Annotated in this window: 16 protein-coding genes and 1 pseudogene; 6 read left to right on the forward strand and 11 right to left on the reverse strand. The window is 59.8% G+C overall.

The genetic code is table 11. The features are described from left to right. Positions 1 to 243 (forward strand): zinc ribbon domain-containing protein (locus tag NW841_RS07675; RefSeq protein ID WP_414365833.1); only part of this gene is annotated, 243 nt, incomplete at its 5' end. A gap of 32 nt (positions 244 to 275) precedes the next feature. Here the strand turns inward: NW841_RS07675 and NW841_RS07680 are convergent. After that, complete coding sequence (locus tag NW841_RS07680; RefSeq protein ID WP_414365834.1) at positions 276 to 659, reverse strand: hypothetical protein; 384 nt, start codon at positions 657 to 659, stop codon at positions 276 to 278. 373 nt (positions 660 to 1,032) lie between these two features. Next, the gene (locus tag NW841_RS07685; protein WP_414365835.1) at positions 1,033 to 1,572 is read right to left on the reverse strand and encodes an ATP synthase F0 subunit B; all 540 of its coding nucleotides are present in this window, start codon (positions 1,570 to 1,572) and stop codon (positions 1,033 to 1,035) included. A 178-nt stretch (positions 1,573 to 1,750) separates the two neighbouring features. Here NW841_RS07685 and NW841_RS07690 point away from each other — a divergent pair, with 178 nt between their 5' ends. From NW841_RS07690 to NW841_RS07700, 3 genes are all read left to right on the forward strand, one after another. Next, the gene (locus NW841_RS07690) at positions 1,751 to 2,020 is read left to right on the forward strand and encodes a DUF751 family protein (protein WP_414365836.1); all 270 of its coding nucleotides are present in this window, start codon (positions 1,751 to 1,753) and stop codon (positions 2,018 to 2,020) included. A gap of 271 nt (positions 2,021 to 2,291) precedes the next feature. Beyond that, positions 2,292 to 3,827: a site-2 protease family protein gene (locus tag NW841_RS07695; protein WP_414365837.1), complete on the forward strand. Its 1,536-nt coding sequence runs from the start codon at positions 2,292 to 2,294 to the stop codon at positions 3,825 to 3,827. Positions 3,828 to 3,872: 45 nt separating this feature from the next. Next, positions 3,873 to 5,696 (forward strand): aspartate kinase, encoded by a 1,824-nt coding sequence (locus NW841_RS07700; protein WP_414386007.1) that lies wholly within the window; start codon positions 3,873 to 3,875, stop codon positions 5,694 to 5,696. Here the strand turns inward: NW841_RS07700 and NW841_RS07705 are convergent. Together NW841_RS07705 and carB are read right to left on the reverse strand one after the other, a co-directional pair. Further along, positions 5,693 to 6,751, reverse strand: a complete 1,059-nt coding sequence (locus NW841_RS07705) for a Photosystem Q(B) protein 1 (RefSeq protein ID WP_414386008.1) — start codon at positions 6,749 to 6,751, stop codon at positions 5,693 to 5,695. The genes NW841_RS07700 and NW841_RS07705 overlap by 4 nt on opposite strands. A 330-nt stretch (positions 6,752 to 7,081) precedes the next feature. Then, a complete protein-coding gene (carB, locus tag NW841_RS07710; RefSeq protein WP_414386009.1) occupies positions 7,082 to 10,306 on the reverse strand; it encodes a carbamoyl-phosphate synthase large subunit in 3,225 nt (1,074 codons plus the stop codon). Between the two features lie 474 nt (positions 10,307 to 10,780). Here carB and NW841_RS07715 point away from each other — a divergent pair, with 474 nt between their 5' ends. Further along, positions 10,781 to 11,077 carry a FitA-like ribbon-helix-helix domain-containing protein gene (locus NW841_RS07715; RefSeq protein WP_414365841.1) on the forward strand — a complete coding sequence of 99 codons (297 nt, stop codon included), beginning with the start codon at positions 10,781 to 10,783 and terminating at the stop codon, positions 11,075 to 11,077. Here NW841_RS07715 and NW841_RS07720 read toward each other — a convergent pair. Genes NW841_RS07720 through NW841_RS07750 form a run of 7 tightly spaced genes read right to left on the reverse strand, consistent with a single transcriptional unit; the run spans position 11,072 to position 15,008 of the window. Beyond that, positions 11,072 to 11,731 (reverse strand): Na(+)/H(+) antiporter subunit B, encoded by a 660-nt coding sequence (locus tag NW841_RS07720; RefSeq protein WP_414365842.1) that lies wholly within the window; start codon positions 11,729 to 11,731, stop codon positions 11,072 to 11,074. The two genes, NW841_RS07715 and NW841_RS07720, sit on opposite strands and share 6 nt — an antisense overlap. Continuing rightward, the gene (locus tag NW841_RS07725; RefSeq protein WP_414365843.1) at positions 11,728 to 12,249 is read right to left on the reverse strand and encodes a DUF4040 domain-containing protein; all 522 of its coding nucleotides are present in this window, start codon (positions 12,247 to 12,249) and stop codon (positions 11,728 to 11,730) included. The genes NW841_RS07720 and NW841_RS07725 overlap by 4 nt, the downstream gene beginning before the upstream one ends. A 9-nt stretch (positions 12,250 to 12,258) precedes the next feature. Next, positions 12,259 to 12,540, reverse strand: coding sequence for a monovalent cation/H(+) antiporter subunit G (locus NW841_RS07730; protein WP_011430583.1), 282 nt, complete (start codon positions 12,538 to 12,540; stop codon positions 12,259 to 12,261). Positions 12,541 to 12,556: 16 nt separating this feature from the next. Next, entirely contained in the window at positions 12,557 to 12,808 is a 252-nt protein-coding gene (locus NW841_RS07735) for a hypothetical protein (protein ID WP_414365844.1), read from the reverse strand. Further along, a complete protein-coding gene (locus NW841_RS07740; RefSeq protein ID WP_414365845.1) occupies positions 12,805 to 13,209 on the reverse strand; it encodes a Na+/H+ antiporter subunit E in 405 nt (134 codons plus the stop codon). The genes NW841_RS07735 and NW841_RS07740 overlap by 4 nt, the downstream gene beginning before the upstream one ends. Further along, complete coding sequence (locus NW841_RS07745; RefSeq protein ID WP_414365846.1) at positions 13,193 to 14,677, reverse strand: cation:proton antiporter; 1,485 nt, start codon at positions 14,675 to 14,677, stop codon at positions 13,193 to 13,195. Before NW841_RS07745 ends, NW841_RS07740 begins: the two co-directional genes overlap by 17 nt. After that, the gene (locus tag NW841_RS07750) at positions 14,670 to 15,008 is read right to left on the reverse strand and encodes a cation:proton antiporter subunit C (RefSeq protein WP_414365847.1); all 339 of its coding nucleotides are present in this window, start codon (positions 15,006 to 15,008) and stop codon (positions 14,670 to 14,672) included. The genes NW841_RS07745 and NW841_RS07750 overlap by 8 nt, the downstream gene beginning before the upstream one ends. Positions 15,009 to 15,143: 135 nt before the next feature. Between NW841_RS07750 and NW841_RS07755 the strand changes: the two are divergent. After that, positions 15,144 to 15,676: pseudogene (locus NW841_RS07755) on the forward strand (RNA-guided endonuclease TnpB family protein); the annotation flags it as partial.

Here is a 15,676-nt window from a genome sequence, read left to right on the forward strand (position 1 = left end):
GTGCACTACAAGGCCGCCAGAGCAGGGATCCAGGTTGTGGTGGTGCCGCCTGCCTACAGCTCGCAGACCTGCCACCGCTGTTTGTGGCTTGGGCAACGGGAAGGGGATGCAGATTTGAACGGTGCCAACGTCATTGCGCTTTTGGGGGTCGCTGTAAACCGGCCTAGAGGCCCGTGGTTGGCTTGCCAACTACAGGGCTACAGAAAACCCGCTCCGTACCGCTTAGCGGTCGGAGCCGGGTAGTTTACGTCTGCCGCGACAAGAGTCTACCTCTCCTAGCGGGCGCTCTCGTTTTTGGGGCTGACAGCGTTGAGAGCTAGCATCATCCACTCGGAAAATTCATCGCGGCGGAAAACCTGAGGGCAAGAGCGCGGGCCAAAACGCAGCAGGCTGGGCATGCCGTACTCCTTGAGGCGGTTCTGCAGCCAGGTGCCAACGCCAGTTTTGCCATCATTGGGCATTTCGGTTTGGAAGTCGCTGTACATCAGCAACAACTGGCTGCGAGATTGGAGCACAGCATTCTCTTGGATCAACTTCGGCAGAGAGAGGCTGGCGGCTGAGTTAGCTCCTTTAATACCTTTGGCCGATTCACGGCGACGGCTGCGGGAGCGGGAGTTAGCACTTTCGCGGTTCTTACGGGCTTTCGGTTCAATGGTCATAGAATCTCCTAGACGACTGAGTGGTTCCGCAAAAGGGGTAAAAGCCGGAACTCGCAGGCTGGGGACAGAGCCCGCCGAGGAAGGTAGCTCGATGAGTAGTCCAATGCTGGGCAACCGCTGAGAAGAGGGACACACGCTCTCAGTTAAGCAAAGGGAGAACTCCGCCAGCTTGCCACAAAAGCTCGAGGTTCCTTGCCTGCGGCAGCAATCTACAGCGCGTCGAGTTCCTGGCCGTCCATCCGAGACTTGTCTTCGTCTTCCCTGCCGGAGGTTAGTTTGGTTACCACAGATCCGCAGGGTAAAGGATCCCAGATGCTACCTTTTATATTGGCCTAAAACTGAACAGATGGACACTCTCTGGTCGAGAACAAATTTAGGTCTGAAGGTTTTGTCGCCCGTTGCGGATCACCCGCAGCGACTCCAACAGCCGCAACTCTAGGTCTTGCAAAACCTGATCCACGTAACGATGGGCCTCCCGCTGGAGACGCTCCGACTCCTGGAGCGTCTGTCGCCGCACCTCCTCGCTCTGTTGGTAGGTTTGCCGCAGCAACTGTTCTGCCTGCGCTTGAGCCTGGCGTACGATGGTCGATTCGCTAACGAGCTGCTCGGCGCGGCGCTGGGCCATGGCCACGATCTCCTGGGCGTAGCGATGGGCCTCGGCCAAAATTTGATCCCGCTGGCGCAGCACCTCCTCGGCTTCCTCCAAGGCCGTGGGCAGGTTGAGGCGGATGAAGTCCAACTGCTCCAGGATGCTCTCTTCGTCGATAAGGGTGCGAGACCAGAACAGACGAGGACTGCTGAGAATGGCTGCCTCCAGTTGATCCAAAGCTTCCTGGACGCGCATCAGCGCCAGGGTCTGTTCCCCAGGCAGGTCACCGGCGCGATTGGGGGCATCGGGGGGCAATTCTCGCATCAGGCCAGAGGGTGGGTGGCTGTGCTGAGCTGAGCAGGCAGGATAACGCCTACCATATCAGGTTCTCGCCGTCTTGAGCCTGGGCGGCTTCCCCCTGGTTCCCAGCCCTCTTCAGCCGGGGGACAGAGACCAACATCTGTGGCAGACTGAGGGGAAGTTGTTGGATTGCGATCTGCCCATGCCACAGCCGCAGACTCCCCGTCGACTGGAAGACCAATTTGTGGAGAATGTCTCCCGCTACCCTACCTATTTCATTACCGTCTTGCTGGGGGGGATCTGGGCCGGCTTACAGCCTTTTGTTAAGCTGTACCGCAAAAGCCCGACGTCGGCAGCCCTGGTTGTGCTGGGATCCCTGGCTCTACTGTTGTTTATTTACTTCACGCTGCGGGGGATGACGGGGAACACTTTCTTGCCGGAATGGATGTTGCGCTGGGGCCATTGGGGATAAGCGAAGCTGTCCAGTGGACACCGGAGGCAGGGGTGCGCCTCAAGAAAATTCCCTTTTTTGTCCGCCCAGCCGCCCCTGAGAAGAAAGTGCTCTGCACTGCTCATGGGAACGAGAAGTTTGAGAAATCCGCGATCCAAGAGATCAGGGCGGCGGTTTATGAGCAGGCGAGGCAAAAATTTGGCTCCTGAGGGATCCCCCTTCCTGGCCGTAGCAGAGAGATTGGGTTTGTCGCTAGCTTGGTAGAGGCGTTCTCCTCTGTTTTTTGCAACTCATGGCAGATTGGATCCTGTTGGCACTGGTGGGTTCGACAACCTACCTGCTGCTGCAAAAAAGTGTGGCCCGCCTCTCCAAGGTGCCCTGGCGGATCCTGTGGCTGGTGATGATGATGCCCCCTTTGATCTGGGTGCTGGGGCGTCAGGTGTTTCAGTACGAAATGCCCCCCTTGCTCATGTTGGGGCTATTTCTGGCCTCCTATTTTACCAGCATGACTTTGGTGCGCCGGGGGCGCCTCCGACCCCCCACGGCGGGCTCTCAACCTGGGGCGGAAAACACCTCGCCGGTTGTGGGATCGGATCGCGAGTCTTTGCCGGAAGCAGAGGAAGAAGAGGAGGACAGTGCTGCAGATCCAGTCTCGGCGGCTATTGCCCACACCCCCATCTCGGAGGTGCCGCGGGAAAAGCTCAACCACTGCTTCCCCTGGAATGTTTTTTATTTGCAAAGCGTAGAATACCGTCCCCAGGCGATTATCTGCCGGGGCAATTTGCGGGCGGATCCCACGGAAGCCTATGAGCGGGTGCAGCGCAATGTCGAAAACACTTTTGGCAAACGCTTCTTGGTGGTGCTTCAGGAGGGGTTTGCCGGCAAGCCTTTTTTTGCCCTGGTGCCCAACCCAGCGGCGCGGCGCTCCCTAACCCGTCAGGAAGAATGGCCTCTGCTGGCGCTGGGGCTACTGCTGTTTACCTTTTGGACAACTCTAACTGCCGGCGCCCAGGCGGCTGGGGTCAGCCCTGATCGGTTGCTGCATCTGCCCTCGCTGCTACAAGGGCTGCCCTATGCAGTGGGGATCCTGGCCATTCTGGGATCCCATGAGGGGATCCGCTACTGGGTGGCCCGCCGCCACGGCATCAAAACCTCGCTCCCCTACTTCATTCCGGTGCCTTTTGTTTTGGGAACTTTTGGGGCCTTCATTGAGCTGAAAGAACCGGTGCCCAACCGCAAGGTGCTGTTTGACATTGCCGTTGCCGGGCCGCTGGCAGGCAGCCTCGTTGCTTTGGCAATGTTGCTCCTGGGGCTAGTCTTTTCGACGCCTGCGGAGCCTCCGGCAGTGCCAGAGGGGCAGCCGACCCCGATTAGCTTCCATCGCATCGATCCACGCCTATCGGTGCTGCTGGCAATCCTGGCGCGTATGGTGCTGGGGGATCAATTGCAGCCGGGCCAGGTGATCGATCTGCACCCCTTAGCCTTTGCCGGCTGGCTGGGTCTGGTGGTGGTTGCCTTTAACCTGGTGCCGGTGGGCCAACTGGATGGGGGCCATCTTGTCCACGCTGTCTATGGCCAGCAGATGGGGGCCAATGTGGGGCGAGTAACTCGCTGGCTGGTGCTGCTGCTGGCCTTGACGGTGCAGCCCTGGCTGTTATTGTGGGCGCTGCTGCTGTTTGTCATCTCCAGTGCCGACGAGCCGGCCCTCAACGACGTCACTGAGCTGGATGAGGGGCGGGAGCTGCTGGGGCTGGGGATGCTGACGTTGCTGGTGTTGATCCTGCTGCCGGTGCCACCCTTTTTGCAAACTTGGTTGGGCTTGGCCTAGTTCGGGGTAGGATCCAAACCACGCCTAACCAGCTCAGCCCTAGCCATGCCAGCAGGTTTAATTGTCCAGAAGTACGGCGGCACCTCCGTCGGCTCCATCGAGCGCATCCAAGCCGTGGCCCAGCGGGTGGCCCACACGGTGGATCAGGGCCAGCGAGTGGTGGTGGTGGTCTCAGCGATGGGAGAGGAAACCGATCGCCTGGTGGAACTGGGGGAACAGATCCTCCAGGGATCCCCGACCACGCCGGCCCAGTGGCGGGAGTGGGACATGCTCCTTTCCACGGGCGAGCAGGTAAGCATTGCCCTGCTGGCTCTGGCGCTGCAGCGCTTGGGCTATCCTGCCCTCTCCCTGACGGCGGCCCAGGTAGGGATTGTTACCACCCGGGATCACGGGCGGGCCCGCATCCTGCACATCCACACCGACCGCCTCTGGCAGCACTTGGAGCGGGGAGAGGTGGTGGTGGTGGCCGGCTTTCAGGGCATCACCAGCCCGGCGGAGCTGGAAATTACCACCCTGGGGCGAGGGGGATCCGACACTACGGCGGTGGCTTTGGCGGTGGCTCTGGGAGCAGAGCTGTGTGAGATCTACACCGATGTGCCAGGGATCTTTACCACCGACCCGCGCAAGGTACCCGAGGCCAGGCTGTTGCCAGAGATTACTGCTGACGAGATGCTGGAGCTGGCCAGCCTGGGAGCGCAGGTGCTCCACCCCCGCTCGGTGGAGATTGCCCGCAACTACGGCGTCAAGCTGCGGGTGCGCTCCAGCCTGGAGCCGCTGCAAGCAGGATCCGAGGGCACCCTCATTCTTTCTCCTCCTCCCCGTCCTCGCCCCGCCGATAGCAGCATTGAGCTGGGCCGGGCAGTGGATACGGTGGAGCTGGATCGGGATCAGGCCAAGGTGGTGTTGGTGGGAGTGCCGGATCGCCCGGGCATTGCCGCTCAGCTGTTCCAGGAAATTGCGGCAGCCGGGATCAACGTCGATTTAATCCTGCAGTCGCTCCACCTCAGTGCAGCCGAGGGATCCCCTACCAACGACATTGCCTTTACCGTCAGCCGGGCGCAAGCAGCCCAGGCGGCAGCCGTGGCACAGCAGGTGGGCCAGGAGCTGGGGTGTAGGGAAGTCCTCGTCGAGGAGGCGGTGGCCAAGGTCAGCATTGCCGGGGTGGGGATGATGGGTCGCCCGGGCATTGCCGCCGAGATGTTTCGAGTGCTGGCGGAAGCCGGGATCAATCTCCAGATGATCTCCATGTCGGAGATCAAGGTAAGCTGTGTGGTGGCTGCCGAGCGGGCTGGGGAGGCCGCCCTGGCGCTGGGGGAGGCGTTTCAGGTGATTCCCCATTTGCATCGGGTCACGGCAGCCCCTGGCCGGGATCCCCTCCCCAGCGACCACCCGGTGCGGGGCGTTGCCCTGGATCTGAAGCAGTCGCGGCTGGGCATCCGCAAGGTGCCGGATCGTCCGGGGACGGCTGCCCATCTGTTTGGGCGCCTGGCTGAGGCCGGGATTATCGTGGACACCATCATCCAAAGCCAGCGGGGCTACCACAACGGCATCCCCAGTAACGACATCGCCTTTACGGTGCCTCAGGACCAGGCCAGGGCGGCTGAGGCCGTGTGCCGGCAGGTGGCCGAGGAACTGCAGGCGGCGGGGGTCGAAGCCGACCACGACATCGCTAAGGTGAGCATCGTCGGTGCCGGGATGGAAATTTATCCCGGCGTGGCGGCGCACTTTTTTGCTGCCTTGGCCGACGCCGGGATCAACATCGAGATGATCGCCACCTCGGAGATCAAGGTAAGCTGCGTGGTGCGACAGGAGCAGGGAATCCACGCTCTGCAAGCTGCCCACCGCGCCTTTGAACTCGACCGAGCCTAGTCGGCTTTGGCTGCCAACAGCAGGGGGAAGTGGTGGGCGTTGGGGGCGTGCATGGCCTGGATCCCCAGGTTGGCGCGGTTGACCAGGTCGGCGTAGGTGGGGATGAACCGGCCCTGGCCGTCCAGGATGGACTGGTTGAAGTTAAAGCCGTTGAGGTTAAAGGCCATCATCCCAATGCCAATGGCTGCCGCCCAAATCCCTACGGTCGGCAGGGCCGCCATCCAGAAGTGAACGGAGCGGCTGTTGCGCCAGCCAAGGCCGGGGATCCCCAGCCGCCCCAAGAAGGTGTAGTGGCCGGCCAGGAAGTTGTAGGTGACTTCTTCTTGGCCGAAGCGGTAGCCGGCATTGGCCGACTCCTCTTCCGAAGTCTCCCGGATCAGGCTAGACATCACTAGGGAGCCGTGTAGAGACGCCAGCAGGGCGCCGCCAAACATCCCGGCTACCCCCAGCCAACTGGTGGGGTGCATCAAGATGTTGTGTTCCGCCTGGAAGGCCAGCATGAAGTGGAAGGTGCCGGCAATCCCCAGCGGCAGCCCTTCCGAGAAGCTGCCCTGGCCAATGGGGTAGACCAAGAGCACCGCTGTAGCGGCAGCCGCCGGCGCAGAAAAGGCCACCGCAATCCAGGGGCGCATGCCCAGCCGGTAGCTCAACTCCCACTGCCGGCCAAGGTAGCACCACACCCCAATGAGAAAGTGGAGCACGATGAGCTGGTAGGGGCCGCCGTTGTAGAGCCACTCATCCAAAGAGGCGGCTTCCCAGATGGGGTAAAAGTGCAGGGCAATGGCGGCTGAGGTGGGCACCACCGCTGCAGAAATGAGGTTGTTGCCCCCCAACAAAGAGCCAATCACCGGCTCGCGGATCCCGTCCATATCCACCGGCGGCGCGGCAATGAAGGCAATTACAAAACAAAAGGCTGCCGCCAACAACGTTGGGATCATCAATACACCAAACCAGCCAATGTAAAGCCGGTTTTCGGTGCTGGTAATCCACTGACAAAAACTTTCCCAACTCCACAGCCGCCGCGCAGCAGCGGAGCGACGAATGACCGTACTCATAGGCCAACTCCTAGAAAATTTCAGCAAAGCCATCTCCCCCCTGCCTTTGCCGAACCGATCTCAGGAGCCCCTTCGACAAGGCCTAGGGGAGCTTTCTTCCAAACTAGACAGTTTTCGGGATGCCGACAGGGATCTCTAACGTGTGCAGCCAGAATGTGAAACAAGTTGATGTATCGATACAAATAGGCAAATCAGTGTTGCAATTTTGATGCCTTGGTCTCGGCTTTTCCTGGGCAGCCAAGGCCACTTTCTCCAGCCGAGAACTTCAGAATTTCTTAAGGTGAAGGTTTTAAGAATTTCTTCAGAAAGGTAACCCAAGAAGACTGAGATCTATCGTCCAATTTCGGCGTGAAACTCCTGCAGGGACTTCACCTGCAGGGATCCCGACTGCAGGGCCCGGATGGCGGCGGCAGTGGCTTTGGCCCCGGCCAGGGTAGTAACCAAGGGGATCTTGTAGGCCAAGGCAGTGCGCCGGATCTTCCGCCCATCCTGTTGAGCTTCGCTGCCGGAAGGGGTATTGACAATAAGCTGAATCTGGTGATTTTTGATGGCGTCGATGACGTGGGGCCGGCCCTCGTGCAGCTTGAGCACCTTCTCGACAGGGATTCCGTGCTCGGCCAGAACTTTTTGCGTGCCGGCAGTGGCCAGCAGACGAAAGCCCAGCTTGACAAACTCTTGGGCCACCGGGATCACGGCCTGCTTGTCGCGATCGCTGACGCTGATGAACACCGTGCCCCCTAGGGGCAGGTTTTGGCCAGCAGCCAGTTGCGCCTTGGCAAAGGCACGGCCAAAGTCGGTGTCAATCCCCATCACCTCACCGGTAGAGCGCATCTCCGGCCCCAGCAGCGTGTCGGTACCAGGAAACTTGTGAAACGGCAGCACCGCCTCCTTGACAGCCACGTAGGGTGGGATCACCTCCTGGGTAAAGCCCAGCTCCGCCAGGGTTTTGCCGCTCATCACCTGGGCGGCATAATCGGCCAGGGGATGGCCAATGGCCTTGCTGACGAACGGCACGGTGCGGGAAGCGCGCGGGTTGGCCTCCAGGACGTAGACCTGCTCCTTCTGGACGGCGTATTGCACGTTAATAAGCCCCACCACCTTGAGAGCTTGGGCCAGCTTCACCGTCCAGTCGCGAATCACCTGCAGCACCTCGGGGCTGAGGGTGCGGCTGGGCAAGACGCAGGCGGAATCCCCCGAGTGGATCCCGGCCTGCTCGATGTGCTCTAGGATCCCGCCAATGGTTACAGCCCCGGTGCGGTCGGCAATGGCATCTACGTCCACCTCCACCGCGTCCTCCAAAAACTGATCCACCAGCACGGGACGGTCGGGATCCACCGCCACCGCCAGTTGCATGTAGCGCTGCAGGTCTTGATCCGAATAGACAATCTCCATGGCCCGTCCCCCCAGCACATAGCTGGGCCGCACCACCACCGGGTAGCCGATGCGGCGGGCAATTTCCAGGCTTTCTTCCACGCTGCGGGCAATGCCGTTGGCCGGTTGGCGAATATCCAGCTCCCGCAAGATGCGCTCGAAGCGCCCGCGATCCTCGGCTATGTCGATGGAGTCGGGGGAAGTGCCCCAGATGGGTGCCTGGGCTGCTGCCAGCCCCTGGGCCAGTTTCAGGGGGGTTTGGCCGCCAAACTGCACGATCAGGCCCACCGGCTGCTCAGCTTCGACCAGGTTCATCACCTCTTCGTGAGTGAGGGGCTCAAAGTAGAGGCGATCGGCGGTGTCATAGTCGGTGGAAACCGTCTCGGGGTTGGAGTTGACCATGATGGTCTCATATCCGAGGCGGCTGAGGGCAAAGGCAGCATGGCAGCAGCAGTAGTCGAACTCGATCCCTTGGCCGATGCGGTTGGGGCCGCCCCCCAGGATCATCACCTTCGGCTTGGCGGTGGGGAAGGTCTCGGATTCGCTCTCGTAGGTGGAGTACTGGTAGGGGGTGGTCGCCTCGAACTCGGCAGCGCAGGTGTCCACCGTCTTGTAGGTGGGGATCACCCCCAGTGCCTTGCGGCGATCCCGCACCTGCGCTTCGCTGGAGCCGGTCAGGTGGGCAATTTGTCGGTCGCTGAAGCCCATTTGCTTGAGGTGGCGCAGATCCTCAGCACTCAGGGATCCCAGTTCTCGCCCCTTGAGGGCTTGCTCCACTTCCACCAGCTCCTGCAGCTTGTCGATGAACCAGGGATCAATGTGGGTAAGCTGGGCAATTTCCTGGGCCGAAAAACCCATGAGCAGGGCGGTGCGAATGGTCAAGAGGCGAAAGGGGTTGGGGGTGCGCAGGTTGGCCCGCACCTCCTCTGGGGTGGGGAAGACTTCCGGCCGGTCGCTGCCAAAGCCGGGGCGGTCGATCTCCAGGGATCGCAGCGCCTTCTGGAGGGATTCCTGGAAGGTGCGGCCAATGGCCATCGCCTCCCCCACCGACTTCATCTGGGTGGTCAAGACCGGCTCCGAACCGGGGAACTTCTCAAAGGCAAAGCGGGGGATCTTGGTGACCACATAGTCGAGGGTAGGCTCGAAGCTGGCCGGAGTTTTGCGGGTGATGTCGTTGGGGAGCTCCGGCAGCGTGTAGCCCACGGCCAGCTTGGCGGCAATCTTGGCAATGGGGAAGCCGGTGGCCTTGCTGGCCAAAGCAGAAGAGCGGGAAACCCGCGGGTTCATCTCAATCACCCGCACTTCACCGTTGGCGGGGTTGACGGCAAACTGCACGTTGGATCCCCCCGTTTCCACCCCGATCTCGCGCATGATGGCGATGGCGTAGTCCCGCAGCCGCTGGTACTCCTTGTCAGTGAGGGTCTGGGCCGGGGCCACGGTGATGGAGTCGCCGGTGTGTACCCCCATGGGGTCGATGTTTTCAATCGAGCAGATGATCACCACGTTGTCCGCCAGATCCCGCATCACCTCCAGCTCAAACTCCTTCCAGCCAATCACCGACTCTTCCACCAGGATCTGGGAGACCGGGCTGGCCTCGAGGCCGGCGGCGCAGATCTCTTCAAATTCTTCTTGGTTGTAGGCCACGCCGCCGCCCGTGCCCCCTAGGGTATAGGCGGGGCGGATGATGAGGGGATAGCCAATCTCTTGGGCAATCTGCTTGGCTTCGGCCAGGCTGCGGGCCAACCCTGAGCGGGGCACGGCCAGGCCAAGCCGCTGCATTGCCTGCTTAAAGAGCTCCCGATCCTCCGCCTTTTCAATGGCCTCCCGCTTGGCCCCAATTAGCTCCACCCCGTACTGGTCTAGGATCCCGCGCCGGGCCAGCTCCACCGCCACATTTAAGGCCGTCTGACCCCCCATGGTGGGGAGCAGGGCATCGGGGCGCTCCCGCTCGATGATCTGGGCCACGAAGTCCGCCGTCACCGGCTCGATGTAGACGCGATCCGCCATACTGGGATCCGTCATGATGGTGGCCGGGTTGGAGTTGACCAGGATCACCTCGTAGCCCTCCTCTCGCAAGGCTTTGCAGGCTTGGGTGCCGGAGTAGTCGAACTCGCAGGCTTGGCCAATGACGATCGGCCCCGCTCCAATGAGCAAGATTTTGTGGATATCGGTGCGGCGTGGCATAGGGATCCCAGAGGTGGCAGGGTCAGCCTTCTATTGTAGAGGTCGCCTGCAGGTCAAGTTGCTCGTCGGGCGGGGAAACTTGCACGTTGATGCTGTCATCGCTATCTTCGCGGCAAAGCCATCCATGAAGCCATTGATTGAGGAGGTTGGATTTAGTACTCAACTTTCTGGACATTTACGGGCATAGCAGTACAACGGCATTGCTAGTTTCAGGAGAAAAGTTATCCAGCGGTATGTCTGTCTTAAGGAAGCAACGAAAATCTTGAGAGTCCACGAAAACACTTAGCGATGGTGGGAAGCAGAAGGTAAAATTAGAGCCATCAAAATGCCATCTGGGCAAAGGCAATATGACATCAGTACTTAGGTGCTCTAGGGTTCTTCCTTAGGGCTTTGAGGGATTCCTCCCTTTCTGTCAGCAATGATGGAATTGCAATCGTTGCATCGTCCGGATCATATCCGTATTGTGCAGCGTAAATGAATCAGACGCTCCATGACCACTCTAATTGTTCTCTAATTGTTCGCAACGTTGATGAGGCCATTGTCAAAGCCCTTAAAGAAAGGGAGAGGCGTCACGGCGCGAGTGCAGAAGCCGAACATCGCAAAATCCTGGAGCAAGTCTTACTCCAACTTGCAAAAAAAGTCCTTTGCCAAGTGCTCAGATCGATCCCAAACGTTGGTGAAGATTCGGACTTCGAGCGGCTACAAGAAGATAACACCACCTACAATTATTTGCTTGACACGAAGGTTATCAACCCCTTCAAGCCCTCATAACAAGCCGCGGTAGCGAATAAAAATTAAAATCGCCGCCCAGGATCCCAGCGCCACCTTGATGGCCACCAAAATGTTGAGAATTGGGATCCAGCCGCCGCTGAAAAGGGATCCCAGCTCGCCCCTGGGCAATTCCCAACCGGCAAGGGCCAGCATCGCCGCTGCAATAAAAGCCACCACTGAGAGCTTTTCCCAAGTGGCAGCTCGCCATCGCTGGTAAACCGACTCCATCCAGGCAGAAGAAGCAGTAATGGCAACTAGACCGATAGCCGTTCCCCCTGCCACACCGGCAGCGAAGCCTCCCCCCGGCGTCAGGTGTCCTCGAATTGCCAGCTCCACTGCAATCAGGGCAGAAATGGTGGCCCCCACCCGCGCCAACACAATTGAGGGAATATCGGTAAACTGAGCTACATTGGCCGTCGGTCGCTCATCCGCCAGCAGGTATTGGGCACCCAAAATTGCCGTAGAAAACACAACTACTTCGAAAACCGTGTCGTAAAGGCGGTTGCGCAAGATCAGGCCCGTCACCGTATTGGGCACACCGCTTTCTCTGGCTAGAGTCGATACAGGCTCAACCGCAGGCAAAACAGCTCCCGCATCGGCGACCATGAGCTGCACCGCCGCCAACAGCACTGCCATGCCATACAGCCATCTCATGGGGCAAGAACCTCGGAGGACAGAGTTTGCTGGGCCAAAATCTCTTGCAGGCGAGGCACCCGGGTGAGCAGGCGATACTCCTCTGTTTCACTGCCAGCCTCAAGGGCCATGGTGTGTATCTCTCGGTTGCGAAGGGCTGCCGCTAAGGCCTCCACACTCTCATAGGCAGCCAATTCCAAACGCATATGGAGCGGCTGCAGACCCCGACGAATTTGCTGGAGCAGACGCTGGGCCGCCTCCGTCTTGGCCTCCAGCAGCGGGCTACCTTCCAAAACGCCCAGGCGCATGCTCAGGGAGGAGCGGACAGCAATAGCGTAGAGAGTAATGGAAAGCATGGTGCCCACCAGGGCTTCCGTCAAGGCCACATCCGCTGCCCCAAAGAGGGCATAGATCAAAGCGGCAATAGCCCCCAAAATGCCTCGCATCACTAGGGCGTGATAGGGGTTGGTCTGGGTCACGACCAAGGCAGCCGTCAAGGGCAACAGCAGAGCGATCACCAGCAACAAAGTCTCTTCCATCCTGTCCTCCTATAGGGACTTGCGCTGCGAGCAAAACGCCAGCACATAGCCCAAGATGGTGTTCCAAATGGCCAAGGAAATCAGCGCCAACACCAGCAGAGGCCACTCCCTGGGGATCCGCAGCAACAGCCCCAGCATGATGCTCATGGATCCCAGGGTGTCGGACACCGAAAGGCCGTGCAGCTTAAACAAAATGGAGCGATCTCCAAGGAGCGGTGCCGTTCCCCACAGCCAAAACAGCACCCCGATCCCAAATAGGAGATAGCTGAGAGCTTCCACCAAAACTTCCATATTCCTCCCGACCCAGTTAAAGCATTTCTAGGCGCTTGAGCACGTGGGCCAGCAGCATCAGGGCTGCATTGCCCACCGACAAAATCAAGACCCCCACAATCCCGATCATCCAGTCATCTCGCACCACAGATACCACCAAAACCAGGATGGCCGTCTTGGTGGATAAGCTGGCAAAAGCCAGCATCGTCTGCCAAATATCCTCCTTTAGCCAGGCGGCATACAGCGGCAGGCATAGGGTCAGGATCAGCAGAAACAGCAGTAGGTTCACGCCTCCTCCCGCGGCTTGAGCAGATGCACCTCGTAGGTGCCTTGGGCATCGCAATTGAGCACAATGGTTTTGGGCGTAAAAGTAATCAAAAAGATATCGAGAAACACCAGTCCCGCTGAACGATTGGGGAGAGTTTGTTTGTATACAACTTCCTCTACGGTGTGGGGCCTGAGGATCATCTCAAAGGCCTCCCAGTAAGCTTTCGGAACGGCGAAAACAATCTCCTTGAGCACCCGCCCCCAATCCCGCCACCGCACCGGCGCAGAAGCCTGTCGGGGAAGCAGCAGCGTCGCCGCTACCCCGATGGCCACATTGTCCCAACTCAGATTACCCGTCAGCAAAAACCAAATCAAAAGCCGCAGGCCAATTTCCAGTAAGCCCAACTCAGGGTAGCGCCACATGGTTCACTCTACTTAGCAGAATCCAGACCAGCACCAACACCACACTCAAGCCGCCCACCACTGCCTCTAGCCCTTCATCCAGCCGCCATCCCTTCACAGGGATCCGCTCCCAAAACCAGCCCAGGGGGATCCCGAGGCCCAAGCTAAGGAACGCCTTGATGAGATTATCGACGTCATAGGCCGCCGGCAGCCAGAACCAGAGCAAGCCCCCGCCCCAAAGGACTAGGGCCACCTTGTCTGGCCATGCCGGGGTAGTGTCCCCGTTGGTTTGAGAAGGAAAAGCCCGCAGCACCCGCACGGCTATGCAGGTGGTGCCGACAGTAACCCCCACCAGCAGCCACTCGTGCCAGGGATCCAGAGACGACAAGCTAAGAGCCTTGGCCGCATAGCCCAAAGTGCCGGGCACCCCTGCTAGCGAGGCCGTCCCCAAGATCAGCAGCGGCCAGCGCCAGCAATTGGTTATCGCAGCCCCAACGAACAACAAGGGCTTCGCCAGCCCATGGGCCAGACCGTACAAACCCGCCCACTGGGGTGCAGCGATGACAAATCCCATCTGCGACACCGAGCTCCAGGCCAAAAGGCGCTGAGGCGTGCTGGCCATCAAAGCCAGAAGGATCCCAAAGACCGCCGCGCCTGCACTGAAGTAGGGCAGTCCCTGCACCAAGAGGGGCGAGAACTCGCTGCAGCGCACAAGGGCCATGGCGCCTGCTTTTGTAGTAAAACCGCTGAGCACCGCCGCGATGACAGGATCGGCAGTGGCGTAGGTGAGGGGCAGCCACAGGCCGGCGACAAAGACCGCCCCCTTGGCCAGAAGGCCAACGGCAATCAAGGCCAGAGCCGTGGGGTCGGCTAGGGCCAAGCCGCTCATCGCCAGGGATCCGGTGCGCACATAGACCAGGATTGCGCCCATCAAGTAGAAGAGCATAGCCACATTGCTCATGAACAGGTAGCGCAGCCCCACCCAGAGCTGACGGTCGCGAGAGCGGTGCGGGGCGCTTTCCCCCAGCATCGGCTGGGACTCTGCTCGGCGACTGTAGGTGAGCAGCAAAAACACGCCGATACTGAGCACCTCCAGGGCCACATAGACGCTGATCAGGTCAGCGCTGATGACGACGGCGTTGGCGCTGCCGTGGATGATTAACAACTGCATGGCCAGAAAGCGGCTGCCCACAAAGCGCCGATCCAGATACAGGGCTACCCCAAGGGTGACCAGGCCGTGGGCCAGGAGCATAGCCGCGGCGTTGCCATCGATCCGCAGCGTCACCCCGAAGTGATCCAGCAACTGGAGCTCCAACGGCGCAGCAGTTGCCCCTGGCAGGCCTCCCTGCCGCACTGCGTAGGCTATCGTCAGTCCAGCCATGATGACCAGGCCGGGACGGGTCAAAGCCGGCAGCAAGTAGGTGGCGAAGGCCAGCCAAAAGGGCAGTGCCACCCAGACCAACGTAAGTTCGGTCGTCAGCTCAGTCATCAGCTACCGCCTGCTCAATACTCTCCACTTCCAGGGTGGGATGATTGCGGGACAGCTTCATCACCCCCACCAACATCAGAGCTTGCACCGACAGGCCGATGACGATGGCCGTGAGGATGATTCCTTGCGGAACCGGGTCGGCATAGTCCACCTGGCGCCAGGGCTTGTAGATGGGAGTGAACACGCCGGTGCGGGCGGCCCAAATGACAAAAAAGGCGATAACCCCGGTGCTCATCACATCCATGGCCAAGATTTTCATGATTAGATTTCGCTTGACCACCACTCCCCAAAAGCCCAGCAGGATCGTAAGGACAATTGCAGCGTGTACCATGGGTACCTTGCCGTTTGAGCCTCGACGGTGATTCCGGTATTTCTGTAGTCCATTTAGCTAGAAACCGCAGAACCCCGCCCTGTAGCCGTAGGGCCAGGGCTGGGAGGAATGCAGATGACGTCGTATAGTTGTAACATGACCCAAGTTTTAACTGTCTCCTGCAAGCTCAAGGTATCTGGGTCGCAAGCCGCCAAGCTGGAGGCGACTCTGGATGCGTTTGCACAAGCACTCCTCGCGCCAGCGGGCCGGAGGCCTTACTGGGTCAACCAAAACACGCCAGAGAAGGTGGTCAACGCCGTCAAGCTTCAATCGCTCTGCTACCGCGAAATTCGTACCCGCTTTGGGCTCTCCAGCAATAAGGACTCCGTCCCGCTAGCGCGAGTGGCACAACAGGTAGGCAGAAGGTTAGCCGCTGCCCGCAAGGTTGCCCAGCAAAAGAATCGTCCGGTCAAAGCGTTCAAGAGCGGCTTTGTTACCTACGGTGCCCGCATCTTTTCTTTTCGGGAGAAGGACTGGACAGTGTCACTGACCACCGTTGAGGGACGCGAGCGCTTTGAGCTGGATGTAGGTCACTACCAGCGCGGGATGCTTGCGGGTTCTCATCCCAAAGCAGCTACGTTGGTCAAACGCCAAGACGGTTCCTACTTCATTCAGATTGGCGTGGAGTC

Origin of the sequence: Synechococcus sp. H60.3 (assembly GCF_047462295.1) — a bacterium.
In the GTDB taxonomy this organism is placed as follows: domain Bacteria; phylum Cyanobacteriota; class Cyanobacteriia; order Thermostichales; family Thermostichaceae; genus Thermostichus.

What these genes read in the sequence shown, in the direction of transcription:
- NW841_RS07680 (WP_414365834.1), bottom strand. Translation starts at nt 659, where the DNA reads ATGACCATTGAACCGAAAGCCCGTAAGAACCGCGAAAGTGCTAACTCC.
- NW841_RS07685 (WP_414365835.1), bottom strand. Translation starts at nt 1,572, where the DNA reads ATGCGAGAATTGCCCCCCGATGCCCCCAATCGCGCCGGTGACCTGCCT.
- NW841_RS07690 (WP_414365836.1), top strand. Translation starts at nt 1,751, where the DNA reads ATGCCACAGCCGCAGACTCCCCGTCGACTGGAAGACCAATTTGTGGAG.
- NW841_RS07695 (WP_414365837.1), top strand. Translation starts at nt 2,292, where the DNA reads ATGGCAGATTGGATCCTGTTGGCACTGGTGGGTTCGACAACCTACCTG.
- NW841_RS07700 (WP_414386007.1), top strand. Translation starts at nt 3,873, where the DNA reads ATGCCAGCAGGTTTAATTGTCCAGAAGTACGGCGGCACCTCCGTCGGC.
- NW841_RS07705 (WP_414386008.1), bottom strand. Translation starts at nt 6,751, where the DNA reads ATGAGTACGGTCATTCGTCGCTCCGCTGCTGCGCGGCGGCTGTGGAGT.
- carB (WP_414386009.1), bottom strand. Translation starts at nt 10,306, where the DNA reads ATGCCACGCCGCACCGATATCCACAAAATCTTGCTCATTGGAGCGGGG.
- NW841_RS07715 (WP_414365841.1), top strand. Translation starts at nt 10,781, where the DNA reads ATGAATCAGACGCTCCATGACCACTCTAATTGTTCTCTAATTGTTCGC.
- NW841_RS07720 (WP_414365842.1), bottom strand. Translation starts at nt 11,731, where the DNA reads ATGAGATGGCTGTATGGCATGGCAGTGCTGTTGGCGGCGGTGCAGCTC.
- NW841_RS07725 (WP_414365843.1), bottom strand. Translation starts at nt 12,249, where the DNA reads ATGGAAGAGACTTTGTTGCTGGTGATCGCTCTGCTGTTGCCCTTGACG.
- NW841_RS07730 (WP_011430583.1), bottom strand. Translation starts at nt 12,540, where the DNA reads ATGGAAGTTTTGGTGGAAGCTCTCAGCTATCTCCTATTTGGGATCGGG.
- NW841_RS07740 (WP_414365845.1), bottom strand. Translation starts at nt 13,209, where the DNA reads ATGTGGCGCTACCCTGAGTTGGGCTTACTGGAAATTGGCCTGCGGCTT.
- NW841_RS07745 (WP_414365846.1), bottom strand. Translation starts at nt 14,677, where the DNA reads ATGACTGAGCTGACGACCGAACTTACGTTGGTCTGGGTGGCACTGCCC.
- NW841_RS07750 (WP_414365847.1), bottom strand. Translation starts at nt 15,008, where the DNA reads ATGGTACACGCTGCAATTGTCCTTACGATCCTGCTGGGCTTTTGGGGA.